Origin of the sequence: Arthrobacter dokdonellae, from assembly GCF_003268655.1 — a bacterium.
In the GTDB taxonomy this organism is placed as follows: domain Bacteria; phylum Actinomycetota; class Actinomycetes; order Actinomycetales; family Micrococcaceae; genus Specibacter; species Specibacter dokdonellae.
Genome location: NZ_CP029642.1, coordinates 2,314,200 through 2,336,741, shown reverse-complemented (window position 1 = coordinate 2,336,741; position 22,542 = coordinate 2,314,200). Strand labels below are relative to the sequence as shown.

Sequence of the window (22,542 nt, the reverse complement as noted above, 5' to 3'; positions counted from 1 at the left end):
CCAGCGGCAGGAGTGCCCCACGGCCCCAAGGCGCGAACCCTTTCCGTGCTGTGGGCAGTGGAGACGGCTACTGAGGGCGTGGCCGGCGCGGACCTCGGAGTGGCCGTGGGAGCCACAGGATCGACGGCCGTTGGGCCCGGATTGCGGTGCAGGGCATCTGGGTCCGAATCACGCCAGTCCGCAGCCGTCCTGGATGCTTGTGAGCTGCGCAAGGTGTTCCCGTCGGCGCGCCGCCCACGGCCAGCCAGTCTGCCAGCTGGCTGGTCCTTTGGTGCGGCCAAGTTTCGCTGCGCCGGCAGCCCGCCGTCGTGAGCAGGAGCAGCGGGCAGGGCGGTTTGTTGGGGCCTTTGGGCCCTGTTCCCCCTGAAAGCGACGCCGTAGGATCTGGTTCATGAGAGATAAGGCCGTAGCCCCCGAAGCAGGAATCCTGACCCCTGAGCAGTGCTGGAAGCTCCTTTCCGAAACATCCGTGGGACGCCTTGCGGTGACCGTGGACGGCAGGCCCGACGTCTTCCCGGTGAACTACAAGGTTGATGGGGAGTCACTGCTCTTCCGCACCGGAGCAGGCACCAAAATGGAAGCGGTCGGGGCCGATCCACGAGTCGCCATGGAGGCAGACGCAGTGAGTGCGGAGTTTGGCATCGCCTGGAGTGTTGTCGTGAAGGGCCGGGCTGAAGTCGCCCCGTCCGACGCGCGGGTTCTTAATGAGACCGTCCGAGGGCTCTTTCCCTGGCAGGGGGTCGGCAAGGACCGCCTGGTGCGAATCATCCCGGAAACCGTGACCGGCAGACGGTTCACCCTGGACGCCTCCATGACCTGGCGCATCCCGCTGGATGAAGCAATCCGGGCCGGCCTCGAATAAGCGCCTACGCGGCCGCAGCCGCGTCGTCCCCCTGCACAAACGCGAGGAGCGGCTCAAGGCCCGGACCCATTCCGGGATCGGGACATGCCACGGAAAAGGCTACGCCACCACCTGGCGCTTGGAGGAGATCACGCCGGTGTCGAAGCCCGCCAGGTGCAGGCCGCCATGGAAGCGGGCGTGCTCGATCTTCACGCAGCGGTCCATGACCACCTCCAGCCCCGCGGCCTGGGCCTTCATCGCCACGTCCTCATGCCAGGATCCCAGCTGCAGCCACAACGTCTTGGCGCCCACGGCCAGCGTTTCCTCCAGGACGGTCGGGAGATCGTCGTGCTTGCGGAACACGTCCACAAGGTCAGGGACCTCCGGCAGCACGGCCAGCGTCTTGTACACCGGCTTGCCCAGGATCTCCGTCGCCACGGGGTTCACAAAGTAGACCCGGTAGCGGCTCGAGGACAGCAGGTAGGTGGCCACAAAGTAGCTGGCGCGGGACGGCTTGTCCGAGGCCCCCACGATCGCAATGGACTGCGTCCTGCGCAGGATGGCCAGCCGTTCGGGGGCCGAGGGCCCCGTCCAGCGTCGTTCCACGGTGCTCATGCCGATGCCCCGATCGTGCAGGAAGGGGCCGCCGCGCATGCCTCAGGTTCCCCCGCGGATGCCTGGGCCGCGTCCAGTGCCTGGTCCAGGTCCCACAGGATGTCGGCCAGGTCCTCCAGACCCACGGAGATGCGGATCAGGTCCCCGGGCACGCCGGCGGCTTCAAGTTGCTCAGCGGAGAGCTGCTGGTGCGTTGTCGAGCCCGGGTGCAGGACCAGCGTGCGCGAGTCGCCAATGTTGGCCAGGTGGCTGGCCAGCTGCAGCGCGTCGATGAACACCTTGCCCGCCTCCCGGCCACCACGGACACCGAAGGCAAACACGGAGCCGACGCCGTGGGGCAGGTAGCGCCGCCCGCGTTCGTAGTGCGGGTGGCCGGGCAGCCCGGCGAAATTGACCCACGAGACGCGTTCATCGGCGTCGAGCCATGCGGCCACGGCCGCGGCGTTGCGCAGGTGCTCATCCATGCGCTGGGGCAGCGTTTCCACACCCTGCAGCAGCTGGAACGCGGACTGCGCGGACAGCGACGGACCGATGTCGCGCAGCTGCTCGGAGCGCAGCTTCGTCAGGAAGCCGTACTCCCCAAAGTTCCCCCACCAGGACACGTTGCCGTAGGATGCCACGGGCTCGGTCATGGACGGGAACCTGCCGTTGCCCCAGTTGAACCGGCCGGATTCGACGACAACGCCGCCCAGGGTGGTGCCGTGCCCGCCCAAAAACTTGGTGGCGGAGTGGATGACGATGTCCGCCCCGAACTCGATGGGCCGGATCAGGTACGGAGTGCTCAGCGTGGCGTCGACGACCAGGGGGACACCGGCGTCGTGCGCCACTGCGGCCAGCCCCTCCAGGTCCGCGATGTCCCCGGACGGGTTGGCCACGATCTCCGTGTAGACCGCCTTCGTGTTCTCCCGGATTGCGGCCGCGAAATCGGCCGGTTCGGTCGAGTCGATGAAGGTGGTGTCCACCCCGAAGCGGCGCAGCGTCACGTCCAGCTGCGTGATGGTGCCGCCATACAGCTTGGAGGACGCCACAATGTGGTCGCCGGCCCCCGCCAGCGCGGCGAAGGTGATGAATTCCGCCGCCATGCCCGACGACGTCGCGACGGCCCCGATCCCGCCTTCCAAAGAAGCGATGCGCTCCTCAAAGGCGGCCACGGTGGGGTTGCCGATGCGTGAATAGATGCTGCCGTACTTTTGCAGCGCAAACAGGTTGGCAGCGTCGTCGGTGTCCTTGAACACGAACGAGGTGGTCTGGTAGATGGGCACGGCCCGGGCGCCGTGCTCGGCATCGGGCGTACCGCCGGCGTGCAGCGCGCGGGTCCGGAAGCCAAACTGGTGATCGGACATTTAGACAGCAGCCCCTTCCAGAGCTGCGATTGAACCCAGACCTGCGGTTGAGCCCAGTCCGGTGGTTGACCCTGTCGAAACCACGGGCAACCGCGACGTGTCCAGTTCGGTGCCGTGCTTGCGGGCAAGGTCTGCTTCAAGTTCGCGCACGATCGGCAGGATGTCGCGGCCGAACGCGGCGACCTCTTCCTGGAAGTGCAGGTAGCAGGTCAGGAACAGGTTCACGCCGCGCTTCTTGTACTCGACGATGCGGGTGGCGATCTGCTCGGGCGTGCCGATCAGCTGCGTCTTGAAGCCGTCGTTGTACTGGATCAGGTCCTCGAAGGAGGAGTCCGCCCACATGCCCTTGCCGTCCTTGGTGGATGCGCCTGCCTCCTGCACCGCATCCCTGAAGCCCTGCACGGCCGGCTTGTGGGCCTTGGCCACGATCTCGCGCAGGGTCTCGCGGGCTTCCTTTGCGCTGTCGCGCGCGATCACAAAGCCGTTGAGGCCAAAGCGCGGCTTGCGGCCCAGCGGCCCGGCCGCCGCCAGCACGCCGTCGATGTTCTCGCTGAAGCCTTCCAGGTCCTTGCCATTGGAGAAGTACCAGTCCGCCACGCGGCCGGCGGTGGCCTGGGCCGCGGTGGAGTTGCCGCCAAAGAAGATCTCCGGGTGCGCCCGGCCGGGCACGTCCACGGGGCCCGGCCGCAGGGTGAACTTGTTGATGTCGTAGTACTTGCCCGACTGCGAGAATTCACTTTCGGTCCACAGGCCACGCAGGATCCTGATGAATTCCTCCGTGCGCACGTAGCGCTCGTCGTGCTCCAGCCAGGGCAGGCCGAAGTTGGTGAACTCGTCCTTGAGCCAGCCGGAGACGATGTTCACGGCGGCGCGGCCGTTGGAGAGGTGGTCGGCGGTGATCATGAACTTGGCCAGCACACCGGGGTGCCACATGCCCGGGTGGACGGCGGCGATGACCTTCAACCGTTCCGTGGCGCCCAGCAGCGCCAGGGAAAAGCTGGTGGCCTCGTGCTGCTGGTCGGCCCCGTAGGAGGCCGCGTAGCGGGCCTGGGTCAGCGCGTATTCAAAACCGCTGTTTTCGGCGATCCGGGCCAGCTTCTTGTTGTAGTCGAAGCTCCAGTCGGTGCGCTGTTCGATGGTGCTGACCACCAGGCCGCCGGAGACGTTGGGGACCCAATACGCAAATTTGAGCGGCGTGGCGAGGTCTGCGATCGTTTCTGGTGCGTTGCTCATGGGCGTTCCTTCTTGTTGTGCCGGGTCTTTAGGTGCCGGGTCTTTTGGTGCCGGGCAATGGCCGCGGCGATGCCGGAGAGTGACTCTTCGTTTTGCAGCGAGGTGGTGTCGCCCAGGGGCGTTCCCTCAAACATTTGGGTCAGCAGCCTGCGCATGATCTTCCCGGAACGGGTCTTGGGAACGTCGGGGACCACGACGACGGCGGCCGGCTTGGCGATGGGGCCGATCTTCTGTGCCACGTGGGCCCGGAGTGCCTCGCGGATGTCGCTGCCGGCATCCGCAGCGGCAGGCCGGAGGACAACAAAGGCGGCAACGGCGTGTCCCGTCAGCGGGTCCGCCACCGGGGTGACGCCGGCCTCGATCACGGCCGGGTGGGACACCAGCGCCGATTCAATCTCGATCGTGGATAGCCGGTGCCCGGATACGTTGATGACGTCGTCCACGCGTCCCAGGATCCAGATGTCGCCGTCAGCGTCATAGCGCGCGCCATCGCCAGCCAGGAAGTATCCCTGCTTGGCGAACTTGCGCCAGTAGGAGTCCAGGTAGCGCTGCGGGTTGCCCCACACCGTGCGGGCCATGGCCGGGCCCGGGGCGTCAACCACAAGGAGACCCTGCACGTCGGGCGCCACGTCTTCTCCGGCGTCGTCCACTATCCGCACGCCCACCCCGGGCAGGGCGCGGGACGCGCACCCCGGCTTGAAGGCGGCGTCGCCGGGGCGTGGGGACAGGATCGTGGCGCCGGTCTCGGACTGCCACCAGGTGTCCACCATGGGGGCCGTGCCGCGGCCCAGCTGGTCACGGAGCCAGTGCCAGGCCTGCGGGTTGACGGCCTCGCCCACAGTGCCCAGCAGGCGGATGGAGGAGAGGTCGTGGTGGGTCGGGACGCCGTCGGGAAACCAGCCCATGAGCGATCGGACCAGGGTGGGCGCGGTGTAGTAGCTGGTGACGCCGTACCGTTCGATGATGTCGAAGTGGCGGCCGGGGTGGGGCGTGGTGGGGGTGCCCTCGTAGATGACCTGGGTGGCGCCGTTGGAGAGCGGGCCGTAGATCTCGTAGGTGTGCGCCGTGACCCAGGCGAGGTCCGCGGTGCACCAGTGCACGTCGCGGTCCCGCAGGGTCGGGTCCGGATGGCTGAAGAGGAGTTCGTGGCTGTAGGAGGCCTGCGTCAGGTAGCCGCCGGTGGTGTGGACCAGGCCCTTGGGCTGGCCGGTGGTGCCGGAGGTGTACATGATGAACAGGGGCGTCTCGGCGTCAAAGTGCTCGGCCGTGTGCTCGGGGCTGGCATGGCCGACGGCGTCATGCCACCAGATGTCCCTGCCGTCGGTCCACTCGATGTCGGACCCGGTCCGCCGGACCACCAGGACGTGTTCGATGGAGTTATCCCCGGACACGGCGGCGTCGGCGTTGGCCTTGACGGGCACGGCCGCCCCGCGGCGGAAATGGCCGTCGGTGGTGACCAGCAGCTTCGCTCCCGTGTCCTCGACGCGGAACTTCAGCGCCTCGGCCGAGAAGCCGCCGAAAACGAGCGAGTGGATGGCCCCGATCCGGGCCACGGCCAGAGTGATGACGATGGTTTCGACGATGACGGGGAGGTAGATGACCACCCTGTCGCCCTTGCCGATGCCGAGGGCCTGCAGTGCGTTGGCGGCCCGGCAGACCTCATCCTGCAGTTCCCGGTAGGTGACTGCCCGGCGGTCCCCTGGCTCACCCTCAAAGAACAGCGCCACCTTGGCGCCCTTGCCGGCGCGCACGTGCCTGTCCACACAGTTGACCGCGGCATTGAGCCTGCCGCCCGCGAACCATTCGATGGCAGGGACGCGGAGTTCGGTGTCGTGGTCCGGGCTTGCGTCCATGCTCGGGGCACCTGCCGGTTCAAAGGTGTGGGTGGTGTGCCACGGCTCGGCCCAGTCCAGCCGGAGTGCCTGTTCAGCCCAAAATGTCACGCGGGCGCCATCCGCCTGGGCCGCCCGTGACGTGGCACCGGCGGGTACGGCGGTCTGTGCGGGGGCAAGGCTCACGGGGGCAGGGGCCGAGCTGGCAACGGTCGAACTCAAAAAATACTCCATCAATGCTGGCGGGGACCGCTCGATTCCCTCACCATGAGACCCCACAACGCCGCCCCGCACCAAATTTGCTGGTCACAAATGGTCACTCCATAGAACCACGGCGCGCTTTAGCCATGATTCGTCACGAAAAATCGTCCAATAGTTCATCGCGGTGATACTTTGTCATCCAGGACTGCAGCCGCAGGCCGGGCCGCTTCCGGCCGCACTGAACGGAGGATCCATGGCGCCATCAACTGCGCTCGCCGACCACAGGCCGGCGTCCCAGCACGGATTTGCCGACATGCTCAGTGCGGACGATTTCAAGGCCGTGTTCCGAAACCACCCGGCGGGCGTGGCCGTCATCACCGCCGACGTCGGGGCGGGGCCTGTCGGCCTGACTGCCACCTCGGTCATTTCCGTCTCCGCCAGCCCTCCCCTGGTCGTGTTTTCGCTGTCGTCATCGTCGTCCTCAACGCCCACCGTCAAAAAGGCGGAGACGGTGGTCATCCACCTGCTCGGAGCCGACCAGATCGACCTCGCCAAGAATTTTGCCACCAGCGGCATTGACCGGTTTGCCGACACCGGCATCTGGTCCCGGCTGATCTCCGGTGAGCCGTACCTGCCGCAGTCGAACGCGTGGATGCGCGGCCGGATTGTCAACCAAATGGATGTCGGGGACTCCACCGTGGTGGCCGTGCAGGTGCTCCAGGTGGACCTGCCCCGGGACGACGAACGGGCCGCCCAGCAGGCGCGGCCGCTGGTGTACCACAACCGCACCTGGCACTCCCTGAGTGAATCCTCGGTCATGGCATAAGCTCTTCGTGCGCTGAGGCGGGCGCGGGGCAGGCCTTAGCCGTGGGGCCAGCCGGTGTAGGCCTCGGCCAGGTATTGCTGCCCGTAACGCGAGGTGGCAACGCTGTTCAGCTCGCCGAGGATGCGCTTGCGCTCAAAACTGCTTTGGTCCTCTCTGCTGTGCAGCATGCTGGTCATCCAGTAGGAGAAGTTCTGCGCCTTCCAGACCCGCTCCAGCGCCTTGGCGCTGTAGCCGTCGAGCAGGTCCCTGGAACCGGTCCCGTAAAACGATTCGACCGCCTCGGACAGCACCTTCACGTCCGCCAGCGCCAGGTTGAGGCCCTTGGCTCCGGTGGGCGGCACCGTGTGGCCCGAGTCGCCGGCGAGGAAGAGGTTCCCGTGGCGCAGGGGTTCGCAGACGTAGGAGCGGAAGGGCAGCACGGTCTTTTCAACGATGGGACCTCGCTGGAGCGTGAATCCGTCGGGTCCGTCCACGCGCTTTTGCAGTTCGTCCCAGATCTGCTGCTCGGTCCAGGCGCCGGCGTCCTCTTCCGGATCGCACTGGAAGTACATCCGCTGCACGTGCTCATTGCGCTGGCTGATCAAGGCGAACCCGTGGGCCGAGTTGGCGTAGATCAGCTCGGGGGCACTGGGCGGGCCCTCCGTCAGGATGCCAAACCAGGCGAACGGGTAGCTGATGAAGTTGTCGGTGCGGTCCGTGGCGGGGATGGCCCGCTTGCAGATGCCCCGCGAGCCGTCGGTGCCGGCGATGATGTCCGCATGCACCTCGACGCGCTGCCCGCCCGCGTCGGTGAAGCGCATCTTGGGCACCCCCGATTCCAGGTCGAGGACCTCGGTGTCCGTCACGGAGAAGCGGACGTCGCCGCCGTCGCGCTTGCGCGCCGCGGCCAGGTCCACAAAGACCTCATTCTGGGGATAGAGCCACACCGATTCCCCCACCAGGTCCTGGAAGTTCAGGCGGTGGCTGACGCCGTTGAAGCGCAGGTCGATCCCGTCGTGGCGGTGGCCGTGTGTGAGCACCCGTCCGTCGACTCCCGTATCCGTCAGCATTCTCACGGACCCGGCCTCGAGGATTCCCGCCCTTTGGGTGGTTTGGATCGTGCTGTGGTCCCGCGTCTCGATGACGATGTTGGCGATGCCGGCGCGTGCGAGCAGGTGGGAGAGCATGAGCCCTGCCGGGCCGGCACCGACGATGCCGACCTGGGTGGTGATGATGTGGGGCTCGGTGTTCATGGGCGTCTCCTGTGTCAGCTGTGAAGCGGGTCTCCCCCAACTGTGGCACCGGCAGCGGCGCCCGGCCGCCTCTTTCTCAATGAATGGGAATGCGGGGTGCGTGGCCAGGCTGCTCCCCGATGGCGCGTGCGATGCCGCGCGCGCCGGTCAGCAGGGCAGGCAGAACCGACTGGACGCTGCCGCTCCCCCGGGCCACCACCACGCCCAATGCGGCCGTGGCAGCGTTTCCCCGGCCGCGGACGGGCACGGCGATCCCCATGGTGTCCGCGTCCACCAGCCCGTCAAAGGACGCAAAGCCCTGCGCCCGCACTTCCGCCAACACCCGCCGGAAACCGTCCGGACCGCCTTGGCCGGGCAGGCCGGCCTGGGGGTGGCGCGCGAGATAGCCTTCCTGCACCTGGGACGGGGAGAACGCCAGCAGCACCACGCCCGACGAGCTCTTGTGAATTGGAAGGCGGCCGGCGACGCGGGCTTGGTTTACAACGGAGTCCCGGCCCGACAGCCGCTCAATGAAAAGCACCTCATCATCGCTCAGGACGCCGAGCTGGGTGTGCTGGCCCACCACCGCCTGGACATCCTCCATGTACGGCATGGCGGCTTCACGCAGGTCCAGGGCAGTTGAGCTGCGGCTGGCCAGCTCCCACAACCCCAGCCCGAGCCTCACGCGTCCGCCGTCGTCCCTGCGCAAAAAGTCGTGGCCGACCAGCTGGTCCACGAGCCGGTACGCCGTGGCCAGGGGCAGGCCCGCCCGTGCCGCGAGTTCCCGCACCGTCATGGCGGGCACTTCGGGATCAAAGGACTGCAGTATGCGCACCCAGCGGTCCAGCGACGAGTCCCCGGACTTCGAATTTGCCATAGGGACATGGTTGCATGCCGCCGGTGCCCTGTCCCGTCCGCCTTGGACCGCCGGACGCAATCATGCGGGCTGCGCCGCGGGAGCGGGCCCGGGGCCAGGCGACGGCGGCCAGGTGGCGGCTCAGGAGTTGAGCCTGGCCTCTTCAACCCTTGAATGCTGCTCGTTGGTCGCCGCCCAAATGGACAGCAGCCGCAGCGCCTCCTCGGTCGTCGAACCGGGCTCGGCGCCGTAAACCACCAGGGACTGTCCGACGTCCGCCGGCAGGTCCATCACCTCGAAGGTCAGTTGCAGGTCGCCGACCACGGGGTGGTGAAGGACCTTGAACCCGGTGTCGTGGTAGCTGACATCGTGTGCGGCCCAGAGCCGGGAGAAGTCCCGGCTCTTGGTCGACAGCTCACCGACCAGATCCTGCAGGCCGGCGTCGTGCGGATCCCGGCCGACTTCCGTGCGCAGGTTCGCCACGACGTCGGTGGCGGCCTTTTCCCAGTCGCTGAAGAAGTCACGGGCGCCCTTGTCGAGGAAGAGGTAACGGACGGTGTTGACGGTGCCGTCAGCCTCGGGGTGGCGGTACAGCTCGGAGTACAGGGCCCGGCCCATGGTGTTGGCGGCCAGCAGGTCGCGGCGGTTGTTGCGCACAAACGCGGGCGCATCCGCCAGCCCGTCGACAACGCGCTGCACCGCCGGGCGTACGGTCCGCGCCGGCGTCCGGCGCCGTCCAGGCCTGATGGCCGCCGTCCTCGTGGCGAGGTGAAAGAGGTGTTCACGTTCAGCCTCGTCCAGTTGCAGTGCCCGGGCGAGGGCGTACAGCACGCTTTCTGAGACGCTGCCGAAGTTTCCGCGCTCCAACTTCGTGTAGTAGTCGACGCTCACTCCGGCGAGCAGGGCGACTTCCTCGCGGCGCAGCCCGGCGACCCGGCGGTTGACTCCATACGCGGGCAGCTTCGCCAGTTCCGGAGTGATCTTCGCGCGGCGCGAGGACAAGAACTCCCTGATTTCATTCCGTGCATCCATAGGAACCAACTTTACCGGGCGGCCGCGCACCGAGGGAGGGTCCGTGGGTACCTCCCGCGGCCGATAGCGGCGCCTCCCTCCGCGGCCGGCCCGGCCATTCAGCGGCGGCGCGCGGACGTCGCCAGTTCGTTGGCGCCGTAGCTGTTGTCGTCCGGATTCATCGTCACACCGGGGGCCACCAGCGCGTCGATGCGGTCCAGGATGTGCTCGGACAATGCCACACCGGCAGCGGGCAGCTGGGAGTCCAGCTGCTCCATCGTCCGGGGCCCGATGATTGCGGAGGAGACGGCCGGGTGGTTGATCACAAAGGCGATCGCGAGCTCAATGAGGCTCATCCCGGCGTCGTCAGCGACATCGGCGAGCGCGTCGACGACCTGAAGCTTCCGCTGGTTCGCTGTGCTCGTCATGTCGAAGCGGGCGCCGGGGCGCGCAGCCGAGGTGGGGGTGGGCGCCGACTCCTTGCGCCACTTTCCGGAAAGCCACCCGCCGGCCAGCGGGCTGTAGGTCAGGATTCCCATGCCGTGGCGCCGTGCGGTTGGCAGGATGTCCTCCTCGATGCCGCGGACCAGGATCGAGTAGGGCGGCTGCTCGGTGACGAACCGGGCAAGGTGTCCCTCGCGTGAAGCGATCTGGGCCTCGACGATCTGGCTGCCGGAGTATGACGAGGACCCGATGTAGCGCACTTTGCCCTGCCGGACCAGGTCGGTCAGGGCGCCAAGGGTCTCCTCGACGTCCATCAGCGCACTGGGGCGGTGCACCTGATAGAGGTCGATGTAGTCGGTGCCGAGGCGCCGGAGGGAATTCTCCACCGCCTGCATGATCCATTTCCGGGAGCCGCCGCCGCGGTTGGGTCCCTCCCCCATCGGCATGAAGAACTTGGTGGCCAGCACCACGTCGTCGCGCCGTCCCGCGAGTGCCTTCCCGACGATTTCTTCCGAGCCGCCGGCGGAGTACACGTCGGCGGTGTCGACGAAGTTGATGCCGGCGTCGAGGGCGTGGTGGATGATCCGGGTCGAATCGGTGACGTCCTGGTTTCCCCAGTCGCCAAACATCATTGTGCCCAGGCACAGCGGACTGACTTCGAGGCCGGTGCGTCCCAAAAGGCGGTATTCCATGACTTGCTCCTTATTTGGTGGATGTCAGCGTGCCGAGGTCCCGGCGCACTCTGTCCGGTTCGGCGTTGTCGGGCATGGTGGACTGGTCCCGCACGCGGGCGATCTGGTGCCGGGCGATGACCCCGTCCGCGGGGCTCCCGGCGTGCCGCGTGTCGCCCTGCGGCAGGGTGATCGCCAGCTGGTCGCCGCCGTTGTAGTCGAACCAGCCGGGCCGCGCTATCGTGTAGGGGTTGCCGCTGGCCCGGACCAGCCGTTCGCCGCGCCGTTTCCAGTCGTGGGCGCTGCCGTCGAGCCGGCCGGCACGCGAGGCATCGCGCACGAGGGCACGGGTCGTGAAGCCTTGCCGGACTGCCTCGGTGACGACGTAACGGCCGACACGTCCCGTCGCCCCGACGACAAGCAGCGTCCCGGGCCCCTCCGTGTTCTCTGTCATGCCGCGCCTCCTTCAGATTCCTTGTCCCGGTCTGGCCGGGGGGGGTGTTGCCGTCCGGCCGGTTTATGCCGCTGTATCCTGTCGACACCAGGCTGGCCGGCGCTTTTCCAGTCAACACCTGCCGGGCCCATCCTGGGAGTCCCTGCGGATCGGGGTACCGGCGGTACCTGTTCCACCTGGTAGACCGCCGGCCTTGACGGGAATGGGCCGACGGCAGCGCATGCCCTGTTCTGGAGCGCGTCGGAACTCGGACCGGGCGGAGCTGTCACTGTTTCATGGACGGGGAAGGCGGCCGAAGCTAGGATGGGATCGTCAGCGATGGCGCTGAACGCCTAAGCAAATGGCGGGGGTTCAAACCTCCATGATTATCCTTCCACCGTTGGGCTTTCGATGATGCTTGCAATGATGCACTCACACGGTAAACGCACCGCCAACTGCCCCAGCCACCGCTCCACGCAGACGGTGGGGCAATGGCACTTCAGGCCACGGCGTTGGTCGTCGCTGAGGGAACGGCCATGACCATTACTCCGGCAACAGACGCACACACTGAGGACATGAGGGGCCCGGACGGGCGGCCGTGGTGCGAGGACTGCGACACGGACGAAAACCTTGTGGTCGAGTCCATCGGGCCCCTGTCCCCGGCCGCGCGTGACCTGGTGGAAGTCGAGTACTCCTGCGCCGTGTGCGAGGGCTACTACGCCCACGTAGCCACGGTCGGCCAGGTGGCCAACCTCCTTGACATGGAGCCTGCGGCGCCGGGCGTGCTGCACTTCGGACACGAATACATCCACTGCGGGGAAGTCATGCAGGATGCCGGCGCCGACGACGCGCCGGACTTTTCGGGCTTCATGAGCACCGCCAAGATACTGCGCTGCCGATGCGGTTTTCGTCTGGTCCGACCCCTTTAGCCGGCTCACCTGGTCCGCGCCGCCACCTGGACTGCTGGCGGCAGGACCAGCACCGGGCAGGATGCCTGGTAGATGATGCGGTGCGCGAGCATTGGTGATCGCGTTGCCACCGGCCGTCCCGGCGCGTCCAGGACAAGCAGGTCCGCTCCGGCGGAGGCGCTCACAAGCACCGCCCCTGGAGCGCCGCGCCTCAGTTCGCAGCGCACGTTGAGCCCGCTGCCACCCGCCCGGGCGACAGCGGCGGCCACGTGCTCCTTTAGTTCGGCTTCCGCCGCCCGTTGGTCCGCTTCGACGTCGCGGCTCACGCCCGGCATCCGTCCGCCGGGGGACGACGGCGGGCGGGCCGGACGCCAGGCCTGGACGGCCACCAGTTCGGCATCCCGCCACCGCGCCTGTTCGAGCCCTGCCGCCAACGCCCCTGGGGACCCGCTGGAAGCGCTGACCCCCACAACTACCCGTGCCATGATCGACTCCTCGCTTCCCGTTCCGGGCCCGTCGAACGGTGGTTAAATGGTCTTACCGTCCGGCCCCGGCTTGCCCGGCGCCTTCGTTGCCGCCCCCGACTTTGGAAAGGGGGTCGGCGATTGATTCAAGCGACTGCCGCTCCGCATTCACCCCGAATATCAGGGCGATGATTCCGCCGGCGGCCATGACGGCCGCGCCGAGGTAGTAGCCTGCGGCCAGCGGTCCCCGGCTTGATCCGTCGCCAATCATGGAGCCGTAAAGGACAGGGGCAACGGCACCGGCGATCTGTCCGATGGCGAAGAAATAGGAGATCGCCTGGCCGCGCAGCTCAAGGGGGAAAATTTCGCTGACCGTCAGGTAGGCCGAGGACGCGCCGGCCGAGGCAAAGAAGAACGCGACGCACCAGAAGATGGTTTGCGTCGTGGCGTTCAGCAATCCCGCTTGGAACAATGCCGCGGACACCGCCAGCACAAGGCCGGAGAGCGCATAGGTGCCGAAGATCATCTTGCGCCGTCCGATGGTGTCGAAAAGCGGGCCGAGGACCAGCGGGCCGAGGAGGTTGCCAACGGCGAACGGGAAAAAGTAGAACGTGATGCCGCTCAGTGAGACGCCATAGAACTTTTGCAAGACCAACGCGTAGGTGAAGAAGATCGCGTTGTACAGGAACGACTGGGTGATCATCATGCTCAAACCCAGAAAGGTCCTTTTCGGGTACTCGCGCAGGAATACCCGCGCCACCTGGCGGAACGGAACGCTGGGCAGCGGGGAGACTTCCAGTGCCTTGGAATCATCCACCTCGGGGAGTTCGTGGCCGGCGGCCCGGATGTCCGCTTCGATCTCATCGACGGTGCTCTCGGCCTCATCCTCACGCCCGTGCGTCATCAGCCAGCGCGGACTCTCCGGGATGTGCCGCCGCACGTAGATGATGATCAGGCCTAAAAGCGGCCCGATGAAGAAGCCGATGCGCCAGCCCCAGCTGTTGGCGAAGCCCGTGTCCGCCAACAGGAACAGGTTCGCTGTCGCACCGAGGGCCGCGCCCGCCCAGTACGTGCCGTTGACGGCGATGTCCACCCGCCCGCGGTAGTGCGAGGGGATCAATTCGTCGATGGCGGAGTTGATGGCCGTGTATTCGCCGCCAATGCCCATGCCGGCGATGAACCGGAAGATCCATAGGAACCACATGGCGAAGGCGAGGCCGCCAATGCCGCTGCCTGCGAGGTAGATGGCCAAGGTGAGGATAAACAGGCGCTTCCGGCCGAGTTTGTCGGCCAGCCTGCCGAAATAAAGGGCCCCCACCACTTCGCCGAGCAGGTAGATGGTCCCGGTGAGGCCGACCTGGGCCGATGACATGTGCAGGTCGTGCTGGAAACCGGCCGTGGCGACAATTTGGACTTCCAGCCCGTCGAGGATCCACGAGACGCCAAGCCCAAAGATGACAGTCCAATGGAACTTTGTCCAGGGCAGCCGGTCCATTCGTGCCGGCACGAGTGAACGCACCTGCCGGGCCCCCGCATTGCTTGTGACCATTCTTATTGCCTCGATCCCACACCCGGTTCATTGCTGAACGGCGGTCGCCTCGACCTGGGCCGCGCTGGTCCGGGTCGGACCCATCTTAAATTGCTATGCCTTAGAACTGTTCTGTGCCAAAAAACTGCCCTGGGCCAAGCGCGGTCCCTTGTCGGCACGGCGCCGGGCCCCATCAAGGCTTACATGAACGCCGTCACCATCGCCTTCACGAATGCGGGCAGGTCGTCGGGCTTGCGGCTGGTCACCAGGGTCCAGCCCAGCTCCGGGCACACGTGGACTGGTTCGTCGATCCATGTTCCGCCGGCGTTGCGGACGTCCGTGCGCAGGCTCGGCCAACTGGTGAGGGTCTTGCCGGGAAGGACGCCTGCCTCCACCAGCATCCACGGACCATGGCAGATGGCCGCCACGGATTTGTGGGCAGCAACGATGGCGGCCACGAAGTCCACAGCCTCCGGACTGAGCCTGAGCTTGTCAGAGTTGGTGGTTCCACCCGGCAGGACCAGGGCGTCACAGCGTTCCACGGGAATTTCCTGAACTGTCTTGTTGATGTGGAACGTGTCCGCCGGTTCCGTGTCATGGTGGAACGCCTGCAGCTCGCCGGGGGCAGTCGACACTAAGACCGGTGTGCCCCCGGCAGCAACGACCGCCTCCCACGGGGCGACGAGTTCAATTTGTTCCACGCCCGAGGGTGCGGCCAGAAACGCGATGGTCTTGCCGTCCAATTCGTGTGCCAACTGAATATTCCCTTCGCCTTGTACTGTCCAGATGTGTGGGTCGTCATGCCCGCATGTCCGCATACCGGGCTTTGACCATCAGGTACAGGCCATAGCAGATGAGTCCTGCGCCTACGAAGACGAGGACATACACACCGTAGGGCTGTGCGCGCAGGCCCTTGAGGGCGCCGTCCAAGCCGGTCGATTGCTGGGGGCGCGCCCCCAGTGAGGACATGATGAACAACAGCCCGACCAGCAGCAGGACGATCCCCTTGGCCACGTATCCCGCCACGCCTAGGACGGTGACGAAGGTGCGTACGGGTCCGGAGTGCGGAAGGATCAGTTGTTTGCGGAACGCGCGTGCCAACCCCCTGATGATGAATCCAAACCCGACGACGGCGATGACGCCGCCGAGCCCAATCAGGGCCGTCGGTCCCCAGGGCAGCTTCATGATCTTCGCCGTCCAGTCGCTTGTCGACTGGCTGCTGCTACTCGCATGTCCGACGGCGAACGCGACGAAGGTCACGGCGAGGAGGGCATAGGCGATGACCTGGGCCAGGGAGGACAGGGTGTGCAACAACCCGCCCTTTCGGTGGACGCCCGCGCCGCCCTTGCGGGGGCCGTGGTCGAAGAAGGCGTTTCCCAGGTTCCACAGGCAGAGGACCGCGCACGCGATGCCGCCCACCCACAACATCACGAGTCCTCCCGGGTCTGCAGCGATCAAGGCCACGGCACCGCTCAGGTCAGCCTTGGCACCGGTCGCCCCGAAGGCAATCCTGATTGCCACAGAACCGATGAGGACGTGCAGCAGCCCGCTGACGACAAAGCCGGCCCGGGCCGCCGCCGTGAACAGCGGCGACCGTTTCACACGCTCAGCAGTGTCGGTGGCGTCCCGCAATTCTTCCTTCACCGTTGACCCTTCACCCGAATCCGGCCTTCCTACCTGTGCAAAACGCCTTTGCGCGTCCGGCCAGTAATGGCTGTTACAACAAATGGCACCATGCTGATCATCGCCTGCCGGATGGGCCGTTGTCGGTTGGTGGGTTGCGCAGCATTGACGTCATGGCCGGCGCTGCTTCCCGGGCTTGAAGGACCGCGGATCCACTCTCCGGAATACAGCGCGCAGTGGAAAACCGGCCTCCCTTTGCCGCCATGGCGGCTCATCATTTAACGCTATTCCCATTCCCCGACATACGCAATGAAATGCCCGGACACGCTGGCGGATTCAGCGCCGGTCCAGTTTGGTCTTGTCTTCCAGCTCCAGCCGGCTCACCTCCGGCAAAAGGGCCTTGACGAACCAGAAGGACAGCGCCGCAAAGAAGGCGAAGCCGGCGTACACGAAGCCCAGCCCGACGGCGGCACTCATGACCGGGAAAAGGAGCGTGACAAGGAAGTTGAAGATCCAATTGAAGGCTGTGGCCACGCCGAGCGCAAGGCCGCGCATCTTGTTGGGAAATACCTCGCCGAGCACGACCCACATGACCGGACCCCACGTCGCGGCAAAGCAGATGACGAACAGGTTCGCACCCACCAGCGCAATGGCCCCCCACGGGGCGGGCAACGTGATTGACGTGCCGGAACCGGCGGCATGCGCAAAAGCGAGCGCGGCTGCCACCAACCCGATGAACATGCCAACCGATCCCGCCAACAGGAGCTTTTTCCGTCCCACCCTGTCGACGAAGAATATCGCGACAAACGTCAGCGCCACGTTGATGGAGGCCGTGATGACCGAGGTGGTGAACGAGTCCTGCTGGCTGAAGCCCACGGACTGCCACAGGGTCGTGGAGTAGTAAAAGATCGCGTTGATGCCCACCAGTTGCTGGAAGGCGGCCATCCCGATGCCGATCCACAGGATCGGCGCCAGCCCCAGTGCCGGCCCGCGGAGGTCCCGGTAGGTGGAACGCCGCTCGTCCTCAATGCTCTCCTGGATTTCCGCCAAGCGCTTTTCCGGGTCGGCGGCTCCCGTGACGGTCCGGATCACGTCCAAGGCCTCATCCTTGCGGCCGGCCCGAATCAGGAATTGCGGTGATTCCGGGATGCGCAGCGACAGCAGCCCATACACTACCGCGGGAATCACACCCACCAACAACATCCACCGCCATGCCGGCAGGCCCCACCACAAGGCATTGCCCGCGGCACCGGCCACGCGGGCCAGGGACGCATCGGAAAGCAGGGCGAGAAAGATGCCCACTGTGATGGCGAGCTGCTGAAGGGAACTGAGTCCGCCGCGCAAACGTGCCGGGGCGATCTCGCCGATGTATGCCGGCGCGATCACCGATGCGATGCCAATGGCCAGACCGCCGATGACGCGCCATGCCATCAAGTTCCAGTCGGCCACCGCCAGCCCTGACCCGATGGAACTGACGACAAAAAGGCCCGCCGCAAGCACCATGACCGCTTTCCGGCCCCACACGTCGGCCAGCTGGCCCGCGAACCACGCTCCCACGGCACATCCCAGAAGCGTGATGGCGACCGTGAATCCAAGCACCGCCGCGTCCAAGGTGAATGTCTTCTGGATGGAATTGACAGCCCCGTTGATGACCGAGGTGTCGAAGCCGAACAACAGCCCGCCAAGCGCGGCGGCCACCGTGGCGGAATAGACCTTGCGCCGGACCGAGCGGAGCCCCTGCCCGCCGTCCTGCATTGGCCGGCCACGCCCGGAGTCCCCTTGCCCCCGGATCCCGCCCTGCCGTGGTTCTTCATCTCCGTGCGTTCTCATGCCACTCCCCGCTTCCCGGCCGGACCTGCGGTGAATCGTCTGCCAGCAGAGCCGGCCTACGCCCGGCTGACACTGTGACGGCCCGTCAACGGGCCTTCGGGCATCGTCCGGCGTCGCCCGGAACTGCCGTGAGGCCGCGACAAAGCAAACCGCTAAGGTCATTGTGCGCCCGTCTGCCGTCCGCGGACAATTGCCAGTCCGGCGGTGGGCTGTGGACAATGTCCGGGAGCAGCGATAGCGTCGAGAGAGGTGGAGATCACACGCCGGGCAGGCCGAACGGACCATCGTGCGGGGCCTGCGGAGCTTGGCTCAGGCGTGGGACTCCGCTGGCCGGCAAGCAACGTCGGCCGCGCATCGCCGATTCTCTTGCCGAAGGATGTCCCATGAATGCTTCCACGGAACCGTCCACCACAACGCACGGCGCATCCGCCTCCCCTTCCCCGGTTTCCCCAGTGCCGGCGCCCGTGGGCGCGGGCGGCGGGCGGCGGGTCGTGGTCGTCACCGGTGCCAGCGGAGGCATCGGACGGGCCACCGCCGTTGCCTTTGGCCGGACGGGGGCCAAGGTGGCGCTCCTGGCCCGCGGCGCGGCGGGGCTCTCTGCCGCGGCTGCCGAGGTCGCGGCCGCGGGCGGGACACCGCTGCCCATACCCGTGGACGTGGCCGTCGCGGACGAGGTGGACGCTGCTGCCCGGCGCATCGAGGAGGAGCTCGGGCCGATCGACGTGTGGGTCAACGTCGCGTTTACGTCAGTCTTCGCGCCATTGACCGAAATCAGTCCCGAGGAATACAAGCGCGTCACCGAGGTCTCCTACCTTGGCTACGTGTACGGCACCATGACCGCCCTGCGTCTCATGGGCCCGCGGAACCGCGGCACGATCGTCCAGGTGGGCTCGGCCCTGGCCTACCGAGGCATCCCGTTGCAAAGCGCCTACTGCGGGGCAAAGCACGCAATCCAGGGATTCAACGAGGCCCTGCGTTGCGAACTCCTGCACGACCGCAGCGGCATCCACACCACCATGGTCCAGATGCCTGCCGTCAACACGCCCCAGTTCTCCTGGGTGCTCTCCCGCCTTCCACGCAAGGCCCAGCCGGTGCCTCCCATCTACCAGCCCGAGGTGGCAGCCCGGGCCGTGCTCTACGCGGCCGACCATCCCCGGCGGCGCGAGTACTGGGTGGGCGGCAGCACCATGAAAGTCCTCGCAGCCAACGCGTTGGTTCCCGCGGTGCTGGACCGGTACCTGGCCCGCACGGGCTACGAGTCGCAGCAGACCGGGGAGCCGAAGCCGGAGGACCAGCCGGCCAACCTGTGGAAACCGGCCGACGTCGAACGCGACTACGGCGCGCACGGCGCCTTCGACGACCGGTCCGCGGCCTCCAGCACGCAACTGTGGGCGTCCCAGCATCACGGGCTGCTGGCCGCCGCCGGCACGGCACTTGCCGGTGCGGCCGCGGCCCTGGCACTGGTGCGGCGGACGGCGCGATGAAGCCGCTGGAACTGGTGCGCATCTGCTGCGGGGCGTGCGAGTTGATCTGGCCGTCGGGGGTCTACCGGGTGCTGTCAGGAGGGCCTCCGCCCAAGGGCGCGGTCGCCGTCATGCGGATCCTTGGCGCACGGCACGTCGCACAGGGCATGGTGCTGGCCGGGGCGGACCGGCTCTCGGCCCCGCACACGCTGCACAGGATGTTCTCCCTGGTCGACTTGGCACACTGCGCCACCATGGTCGCCTTGGCCGCAGCTTCCCGACGCCTGCGGCGGCCCGCCGCCATCGACGCGGTCATCGCAGGTTCCTTCGCCGCCCTGGAAAACGCATGAGCCGAGGTCCCATGGCTGGCAAGAACCCAATCCCGGCGAAGCACACGATACTGGCAGGAGCGACAATGACCGCCCACTTTAAACGACACGAACAATCCCCCGAGCTGGTTGCGGAGGCACTGGTCGGCATCGACCGGATGGTGCACAACATCGAGACCGGACGGTTCGAGCGCTCCCTGTCCGCGGTGACCGCCGTGGGATCGCTGGTGACCGCGGCGGAGATTTTCTTTGAGCATGACAAGGCCAGTTTCGGCAACCCGTGGATGTGGGCGCCGGTCGTCCTCGGCCCTGTCGGGGCGGCGGCCGGCGTCGCCGGGTTCTTCAGCCGGCGCATGGCCAAGACGGCCCTGCCCGTGGCCTCGGCCATCATCGTTGCCAACGGGCTCCAGGGCACCTGGCTGCATGCGCGGGGCATCGCGCAGAAGCCGGGCGGCTTCGCCAACCTGCGTTACAACATGGAGATGGGACCGCCGTTGCTGGCGCCCCTGCTGGTCACCATGGTCGGGGCCATGGGGCTGCTGGCGGGCATCCTGAGGCGGGAACGGTGAAAGCTCCCAAAACTGGCCAATCGAAGACGCTGCCCCTGGCGGCGCACGACGGCGGGGGCCGGTTTCCGGGGCTGCGCACCGAGGACCTGTCGGGGCACTGGGACCCTTCCACGTCGTCGGTGGTGATGCAGCGCCTGGGCCGCCAGCCGCACATGCGTTTCCTGACGCCCGCCGAGGAGGCGGCCGCGGACGCCCTGTTCAACCAGTTGCTGGGCCAAAGGGAGGAACCCCGCATCCCGATCGTGCAGATGGTGGACGCACGGCTGGCCGAAGCTGAAACCGACGGCTGGCATTATGAGGGGATGCCCGACGACGGGCGGGCCTGGCGGGTCTCGCTGGCCTGGCTGGACGACGACGCCCGGCTCCGCTGCGGCGGGCCGATTGCGCGGGCCAGCTGGGATGAGCAGCACCGGGTGCTGCAAAGCATCCAGAACCTCGGCAAGGACCGCTGGCATGACTGGCCCGCGTCCCACGTGTGGAGCCTGTGGACCCGCTACGCCTGTACGGCGTTCTACTCCCACCCGTGGGCGTGGGACGAGATCGGCTTCACCGGTCCGGCCTATCCGCGCGGGTACAAGAACCTTGGCCTGAACGCCCTTGAGCCCACCGAAGTGGCCGATTCAAGGCCGCGCCAGGACCCGTTGCGGAGGCGGACATGACGGGCGTCCGGGACCGCAACGAGTCCGCCTGGCTGCTGCCGGCCGGCCCCGGCCTTGACCCCGGGCTGCGGGAGGGCATGCGGCGCTTCGACGACGGCGACGAGGTGGACCTGGTGGTGGTGGGCGCCGGCGCCGGCGGTTCCACGCTCCTGCAGCGCCTGGCCCGGGCCGGGTGGCGGGTGCTGGTCCTGGAGGCCGGCCCGTTTTGGGACCCTGAAACAGACTGGGTCAGCGACGAGGCCGGTTCCCATGACCTGTACTGGACGGAGCCGCGGGTCATCTCCGGCACGGACCCGGTTCCGCTGGGGTCAAACAACTCGGGGCGCGGTGTTGGCGGTTCCATGGTCCACTTCGCCGGCTACGTCCCCCGCTTTCACCCCAGCGACTTCCACACGTACTCGGCGGACGGCGTCGGCGCCGACTGGCCCCTGCGCTATGAAGACCTCCGCCCGTTCTACCAGGACGTGGAAGGGGAACTGCCCGTGGCCGGGGAACACTGGCCGTGGGGGGACCCCCACGGCTACCCGCACCGGCCGCACCCCGTGTCGGGCAACGGCGAGGCGTTTCTACGCGGGGCCCTGAAGGCGGGCGTCACGGCGAAGGTGGGGCCGGTGGCCATCGCCAACGGCCGGTTCGGCAACCGGCCGCATTGCATCTACCGCGGGTTCTGCCTGCAAGGGTGCAAGGTCAATGCCAAGGCCTCCCCGCTCATCACCCACATCCCTGACGCCCTGGCCCACGGCGCCGAGGTCCGTGCAGACACCATGGTCACGCGCGTGGCCGTGGACGGACGCACCGGTCGGGCCACCGGCGTCCACTATGAGCACCGCGGAACGGAACATTTCCAGCGTGCCCGCATGGTCGCCGTCGCCGGCTACTCCATCGAGACACCACGGCTGCTGCTCAACTCCGCCACGCAGCGTTTCCCCGACGGACTGTGCAACGACTTCGACCAGGTGGGCCGCTATCTGATGGTCCAGGGGGCGCCGCAGACCGCCGGCCGCTTCGATGCGGAGGTGCGCATGTGGAAGGCGCCGCCGCCGGAGGTCAGCAGCGAGGACTTCTACGAAACGGACCCCGCCAAGCCTTACAAGCGTGGCTTCTCCATCCAGACCGTTTCGCCGCTGCCCATCACCTGGGCCGAACACGTCATGGCCCAGGGCCACTGGGGCACGGATCTGCGGAAGTACATGAGCGACTACGTGCACTGGGCGTGCCTGGGCGCGCTGTGCGAGTTCCTCCCCCAGGCCGGGAACCGGATCACGCTCGCGGATGAAAAGGACCGCCGCGGCATGCCGGTGGCCAATTTCAGCTACTCGCAATGTGACAACGACAAGGCACTGATGCGGGCGGCGCAAGCCCGCATGGAAGACATCCTCTCCGCCGCCGGCGCCGACGAGGTCATCACCATCGACCGCTATGCCCACCTGGTCGGCGGCGCCAGGATGGCGGCCAGCGAAGACGCCGGCGTGGTCAACGCCGACTGCGTGAGCTTCGCCGTACCCAACCTGCTCATTGTGGACGGTAGCGTGCTGCCCACCCAGGGCAGCGCGAATCCGGCCCTGACCATCATGGCCATCGCCGCCCGCACGGCGGCTGGCCTTATCGCCGGCAGCCGGGCCGGCACCGGACACAGGCAGCACTGAAAGGAC

The 22,542-nt window shown here is 67.1% G+C and carries 22 protein-coding genes; 8 read left to right on the top strand and 14 right to left on the bottom strand.

Annotated elements, in window-relative coordinates:
- Nucleotides 1-391 precede the first annotated feature (391 nt).
- Nucleotides 392-862: a pyridoxamine 5'-phosphate oxidase family protein gene (locus DMB86_RS10380; protein WP_113717686.1), complete on the top strand. Its 471-nt coding sequence runs from the start codon at nucleotides 392-394 to the stop codon at nucleotides 860-862.
- Between the two features lie 99 nt (nucleotides 863-961).
- Here DMB86_RS10380 and DMB86_RS10375 read toward each other — a convergent pair whose 3' ends face one another.
- The 4 genes from DMB86_RS10375 to acs are packed head-to-tail and all read right to left on the bottom strand — an operon-like array spanning nucleotide 962 to nucleotide 6,098.
- Entirely contained in the window at nucleotides 962-1,456 is a 495-nt protein-coding gene (locus DMB86_RS10375) for a CoA-binding protein (protein ID WP_113719475.1), read from the bottom strand.
- Nucleotides 1,453-2,799 carry an O-acetylhomoserine aminocarboxypropyltransferase/cysteine synthase family protein gene (locus DMB86_RS10370; protein ID WP_113717685.1) on the bottom strand — a complete coding sequence of 449 codons (1,347 nt, stop codon included), beginning with the start codon at nucleotides 2,797-2,799 and terminating at the stop codon, nucleotides 1,453-1,455. Before DMB86_RS10370 ends, DMB86_RS10375 begins: the two co-directional genes overlap by 4 nt.
- Nucleotides 2,800-4,032, bottom strand: coding sequence for a dimethylsulfone monooxygenase SfnG (gene sfnG, locus DMB86_RS10365; protein ID WP_113717684.1), 1,233 nt, complete (start codon nucleotides 4,030-4,032; stop codon nucleotides 2,800-2,802).
- Nucleotides 4,029-6,098 (bottom strand): acetate--CoA ligase, encoded by a 2,070-nt coding sequence (acs, locus tag DMB86_RS10360; RefSeq protein WP_113717683.1) that lies wholly within the window; start codon nucleotides 6,096-6,098, stop codon nucleotides 4,029-4,031. Before acs ends, sfnG begins: the two co-directional genes overlap by 4 nt.
- Nucleotides 6,099-6,318: 220 nt before the next feature.
- Between acs and DMB86_RS10355 the strand changes: the two genes are divergently transcribed.
- Nucleotides 6,319-6,891 carry a flavin reductase family protein gene (locus tag DMB86_RS10355; RefSeq protein WP_113717682.1) on the top strand — a complete coding sequence of 191 codons (573 nt, stop codon included), beginning with the start codon at nucleotides 6,319-6,321 and terminating at the stop codon, nucleotides 6,889-6,891.
- A gap of 35 nt (nucleotides 6,892-6,926) precedes the next feature.
- Here the strand turns inward: DMB86_RS10355 and DMB86_RS10350 are convergent, their stop codons facing one another.
- The 5 genes from DMB86_RS10350 to DMB86_RS10330 form a co-directional block, all read right to left on the bottom strand.
- The gene (locus tag DMB86_RS10350) at nucleotides 6,927-8,123 is read right to left on the bottom strand and encodes a 4-hydroxybenzoate 3-monooxygenase (RefSeq protein WP_113717681.1); all 1,197 of its coding nucleotides are present in this window, start codon (nucleotides 8,121-8,123) and stop codon (nucleotides 6,927-6,929) included.
- Nucleotides 8,124-8,199: 76 nt separating this feature from the next.
- On the bottom strand, nucleotides 8,200-8,979 hold the full coding sequence (locus DMB86_RS10345; RefSeq protein ID WP_113717680.1) for an IclR family transcriptional regulator: 780 nt from the start codon (nucleotides 8,977-8,979) through the stop codon (nucleotides 8,200-8,202).
- 120 nt (nucleotides 8,980-9,099) lie between these two features.
- Nucleotides 9,100-9,990 (bottom strand): helix-turn-helix transcriptional regulator, encoded by an 891-nt coding sequence (locus DMB86_RS10340; protein ID WP_113717679.1) that lies wholly within the window; start codon nucleotides 9,988-9,990, stop codon nucleotides 9,100-9,102.
- Between the two features lie 98 nt (nucleotides 9,991-10,088).
- Nucleotides 10,089-11,105 (bottom strand): aldo/keto reductase, encoded by a 1,017-nt coding sequence (locus DMB86_RS10335; RefSeq protein ID WP_113717678.1) that lies wholly within the window; start codon nucleotides 11,103-11,105, stop codon nucleotides 10,089-10,091.
- Nucleotides 11,106-11,115: 10 nt separating this feature from the next.
- Nucleotides 11,116-11,538, bottom strand: coding sequence for an NAD(P)H-binding protein (locus DMB86_RS10330; RefSeq protein WP_113717677.1), 423 nt, complete (start codon nucleotides 11,536-11,538; stop codon nucleotides 11,116-11,118).
- Nucleotides 11,539-12,008: 470 nt separating this feature from the next.
- Between DMB86_RS10330 and DMB86_RS10325 the strand changes: the two genes are divergently transcribed.
- Nucleotides 12,009-12,446: a hypothetical protein gene (locus DMB86_RS10325; RefSeq protein WP_171814445.1), complete on the top strand. Its 438-nt coding sequence runs from the start codon at nucleotides 12,009-12,011 to the stop codon at nucleotides 12,444-12,446.
- A 5-nt stretch (nucleotides 12,447-12,451) separates the two neighbouring features.
- Here the strand turns inward: DMB86_RS10325 and DMB86_RS10320 are convergent, their stop codons facing one another.
- The 5 genes from DMB86_RS10320 to DMB86_RS10300 form a co-directional block, all read right to left on the bottom strand.
- Nucleotides 12,452-12,910, bottom strand: a complete 459-nt coding sequence (locus DMB86_RS10320) for a universal stress protein (RefSeq protein WP_113717675.1) — start codon at nucleotides 12,908-12,910, stop codon at nucleotides 12,452-12,454.
- A 52-nt stretch (nucleotides 12,911-12,962) separates the two neighbouring features.
- Nucleotides 12,963-14,438 carry an MFS transporter gene (locus tag DMB86_RS10315; RefSeq protein ID WP_113717674.1) on the bottom strand — a complete coding sequence of 492 codons (1,476 nt, stop codon included), beginning with the start codon at nucleotides 14,436-14,438 and terminating at the stop codon, nucleotides 12,963-12,965.
- Between the two features lie 179 nt (nucleotides 14,439-14,617).
- Nucleotides 14,618-15,172, bottom strand: coding sequence for a type 1 glutamine amidotransferase domain-containing protein (locus DMB86_RS10310; RefSeq protein WP_227878304.1), 555 nt, complete (start codon nucleotides 15,170-15,172; stop codon nucleotides 14,618-14,620).
- A gap of 43 nt (nucleotides 15,173-15,215) precedes the next feature.
- A complete protein-coding gene (locus tag DMB86_RS10305) occupies nucleotides 15,216-16,061 on the bottom strand; it encodes a DUF1206 domain-containing protein (RefSeq protein WP_227878303.1) in 846 nt (281 codons plus the stop codon).
- A 315-nt stretch (nucleotides 16,062-16,376) separates the two neighbouring features.
- Nucleotides 16,377-17,870, bottom strand: a complete 1,494-nt coding sequence (locus DMB86_RS10300; protein WP_227878302.1) for a sugar porter family MFS transporter — start codon at nucleotides 17,868-17,870, stop codon at nucleotides 16,377-16,379.
- A gap of 383 nt (nucleotides 17,871-18,253) precedes the next feature.
- On the opposite strand from DMB86_RS10300, the gene DMB86_RS10295 reads away from it, so the two are divergent.
- The 5 genes from DMB86_RS10295 to DMB86_RS10275 all read left to right on the top strand — a co-directional run bounded on the left by DMB86_RS10295 (nucleotide 18,254) and on the right by DMB86_RS10275 (nucleotide 22,536).
- Nucleotides 18,254-19,354 carry an SDR family oxidoreductase gene (locus DMB86_RS10295; RefSeq protein WP_171814444.1) on the top strand — a complete coding sequence of 367 codons (1,101 nt, stop codon included), beginning with the start codon at nucleotides 18,254-18,256 and terminating at the stop codon, nucleotides 19,352-19,354.
- The gene (locus tag DMB86_RS10290) at nucleotides 19,351-19,683 is read left to right on the top strand and encodes a hypothetical protein (protein WP_113717669.1); all 333 of its coding nucleotides are present in this window, start codon (nucleotides 19,351-19,353) and stop codon (nucleotides 19,681-19,683) included. The genes DMB86_RS10295 and DMB86_RS10290 overlap by 4 nt, the downstream gene beginning before the upstream one ends.
- Before the next feature lie 65 nt (nucleotides 19,684-19,748).
- The gene (locus DMB86_RS10285; protein ID WP_227878301.1) at nucleotides 19,749-20,231 is read left to right on the top strand and encodes a hypothetical protein; all 483 of its coding nucleotides are present in this window, start codon (nucleotides 19,749-19,751) and stop codon (nucleotides 20,229-20,231) included.
- Nucleotides 20,228-20,890: a gluconate 2-dehydrogenase subunit 3 family protein gene (locus DMB86_RS10280; RefSeq protein ID WP_113717668.1), complete on the top strand. Its 663-nt coding sequence runs from the start codon at nucleotides 20,228-20,230 to the stop codon at nucleotides 20,888-20,890. The genes DMB86_RS10285 and DMB86_RS10280 overlap by 4 nt, the downstream gene beginning before the upstream one ends.
- Entirely contained in the window at nucleotides 20,887-22,536 is a 1,650-nt protein-coding gene (locus DMB86_RS10275) for a GMC family oxidoreductase (RefSeq protein WP_113717667.1), read from the top strand. Before DMB86_RS10280 ends, DMB86_RS10275 begins: the two co-directional genes overlap by 4 nt.
- The last annotated feature ends 6 nt before the right edge of the window (nucleotides 22,537-22,542 follow it).

Excerpts from the sequence above, each read along its gene's own strand:
- DMB86_RS10335 (WP_113717678.1), bottom strand. The coding sequence starts at position 11,105 with ATGGAATACCGCCTTTTGGGACGCACCGGCCTCGAAGTCAGTCCGCTG.
- DMB86_RS10290 (WP_113717669.1), top strand. The coding sequence starts at position 19,351 with ATGAAGCCGCTGGAACTGGTGCGCATCTGCTGCGGGGCGTGCGAGTTG.
- DMB86_RS10350 (WP_113717681.1), bottom strand. The coding sequence starts at position 8,123 with ATGAACACCGAGCCCCACATCATCACCACCCAGGTCGGCATCGTCGGT.
- DMB86_RS10285 (WP_227878301.1), top strand. The coding sequence starts at position 19,749 with ATGACCGCCCACTTTAAACGACACGAACAATCCCCCGAGCTGGTTGCG.
- acs (WP_113717683.1), bottom strand. The coding sequence starts at position 6,098 with ATGGAGTATTTTTTGAGTTCGACCGTTGCCAGCTCGGCCCCTGCCCCC.
- DMB86_RS10375 (WP_113719475.1), bottom strand. The coding sequence starts at position 1,456 with ATGAGCACCGTGGAACGACGCTGGACGGGGCCCTCGGCCCCCGAACGG.
- DMB86_RS10345 (WP_113717680.1), bottom strand. The coding sequence starts at position 8,979 with ATGGCAAATTCGAAGTCCGGGGACTCGTCGCTGGACCGCTGGGTGCGC.
- DMB86_RS10370 (WP_113717685.1), bottom strand. The coding sequence starts at position 2,799 with ATGTCCGATCACCAGTTTGGCTTCCGGACCCGCGCGCTGCACGCCGGC.
- DMB86_RS10380 (WP_113717686.1), top strand. The coding sequence starts at position 392 with ATGAGAGATAAGGCCGTAGCCCCCGAAGCAGGAATCCTGACCCCTGAG.
- DMB86_RS10295 (WP_171814444.1), top strand. The coding sequence starts at position 18,254 with ATGAATGCTTCCACGGAACCGTCCACCACAACGCACGGCGCATCCGCC.
- DMB86_RS10340 (WP_113717679.1), bottom strand. The coding sequence starts at position 9,990 with ATGGATGCACGGAATGAAATCAGGGAGTTCTTGTCCTCGCGCCGCGCG.
- sfnG (WP_113717684.1), bottom strand. The coding sequence starts at position 4,032 with ATGAGCAACGCACCAGAAACGATCGCAGACCTCGCCACGCCGCTCAAA.
- DMB86_RS10355 (WP_113717682.1), top strand. The coding sequence starts at position 6,319 with ATGGCGCCATCAACTGCGCTCGCCGACCACAGGCCGGCGTCCCAGCAC.
- DMB86_RS10320 (WP_113717675.1), bottom strand. The coding sequence starts at position 12,910 with ATGGCACGGGTAGTTGTGGGGGTCAGCGCTTCCAGCGGGTCCCCAGGG.
- DMB86_RS10325 (WP_171814445.1), top strand. The coding sequence starts at position 12,009 with ATGGCACTTCAGGCCACGGCGTTGGTCGTCGCTGAGGGAACGGCCATG.
- DMB86_RS10275 (WP_113717667.1), top strand. The coding sequence starts at position 20,887 with ATGACGGGCGTCCGGGACCGCAACGAGTCCGCCTGGCTGCTGCCGGCC.
- DMB86_RS10315 (WP_113717674.1), bottom strand. The coding sequence starts at position 14,438 with ATGGTCACAAGCAATGCGGGGGCCCGGCAGGTGCGTTCACTCGTGCCG.
- DMB86_RS10300 (WP_227878302.1), bottom strand. The coding sequence starts at position 17,870 with ATGAGAACGCACGGAGATGAAGAACCACGGCAGGGCGGGATCCGGGGG.
- DMB86_RS10330 (WP_113717677.1), bottom strand. The coding sequence starts at position 11,538 with ATGACAGAGAACACGGAGGGGCCCGGGACGCTGCTTGTCGTCGGGGCG.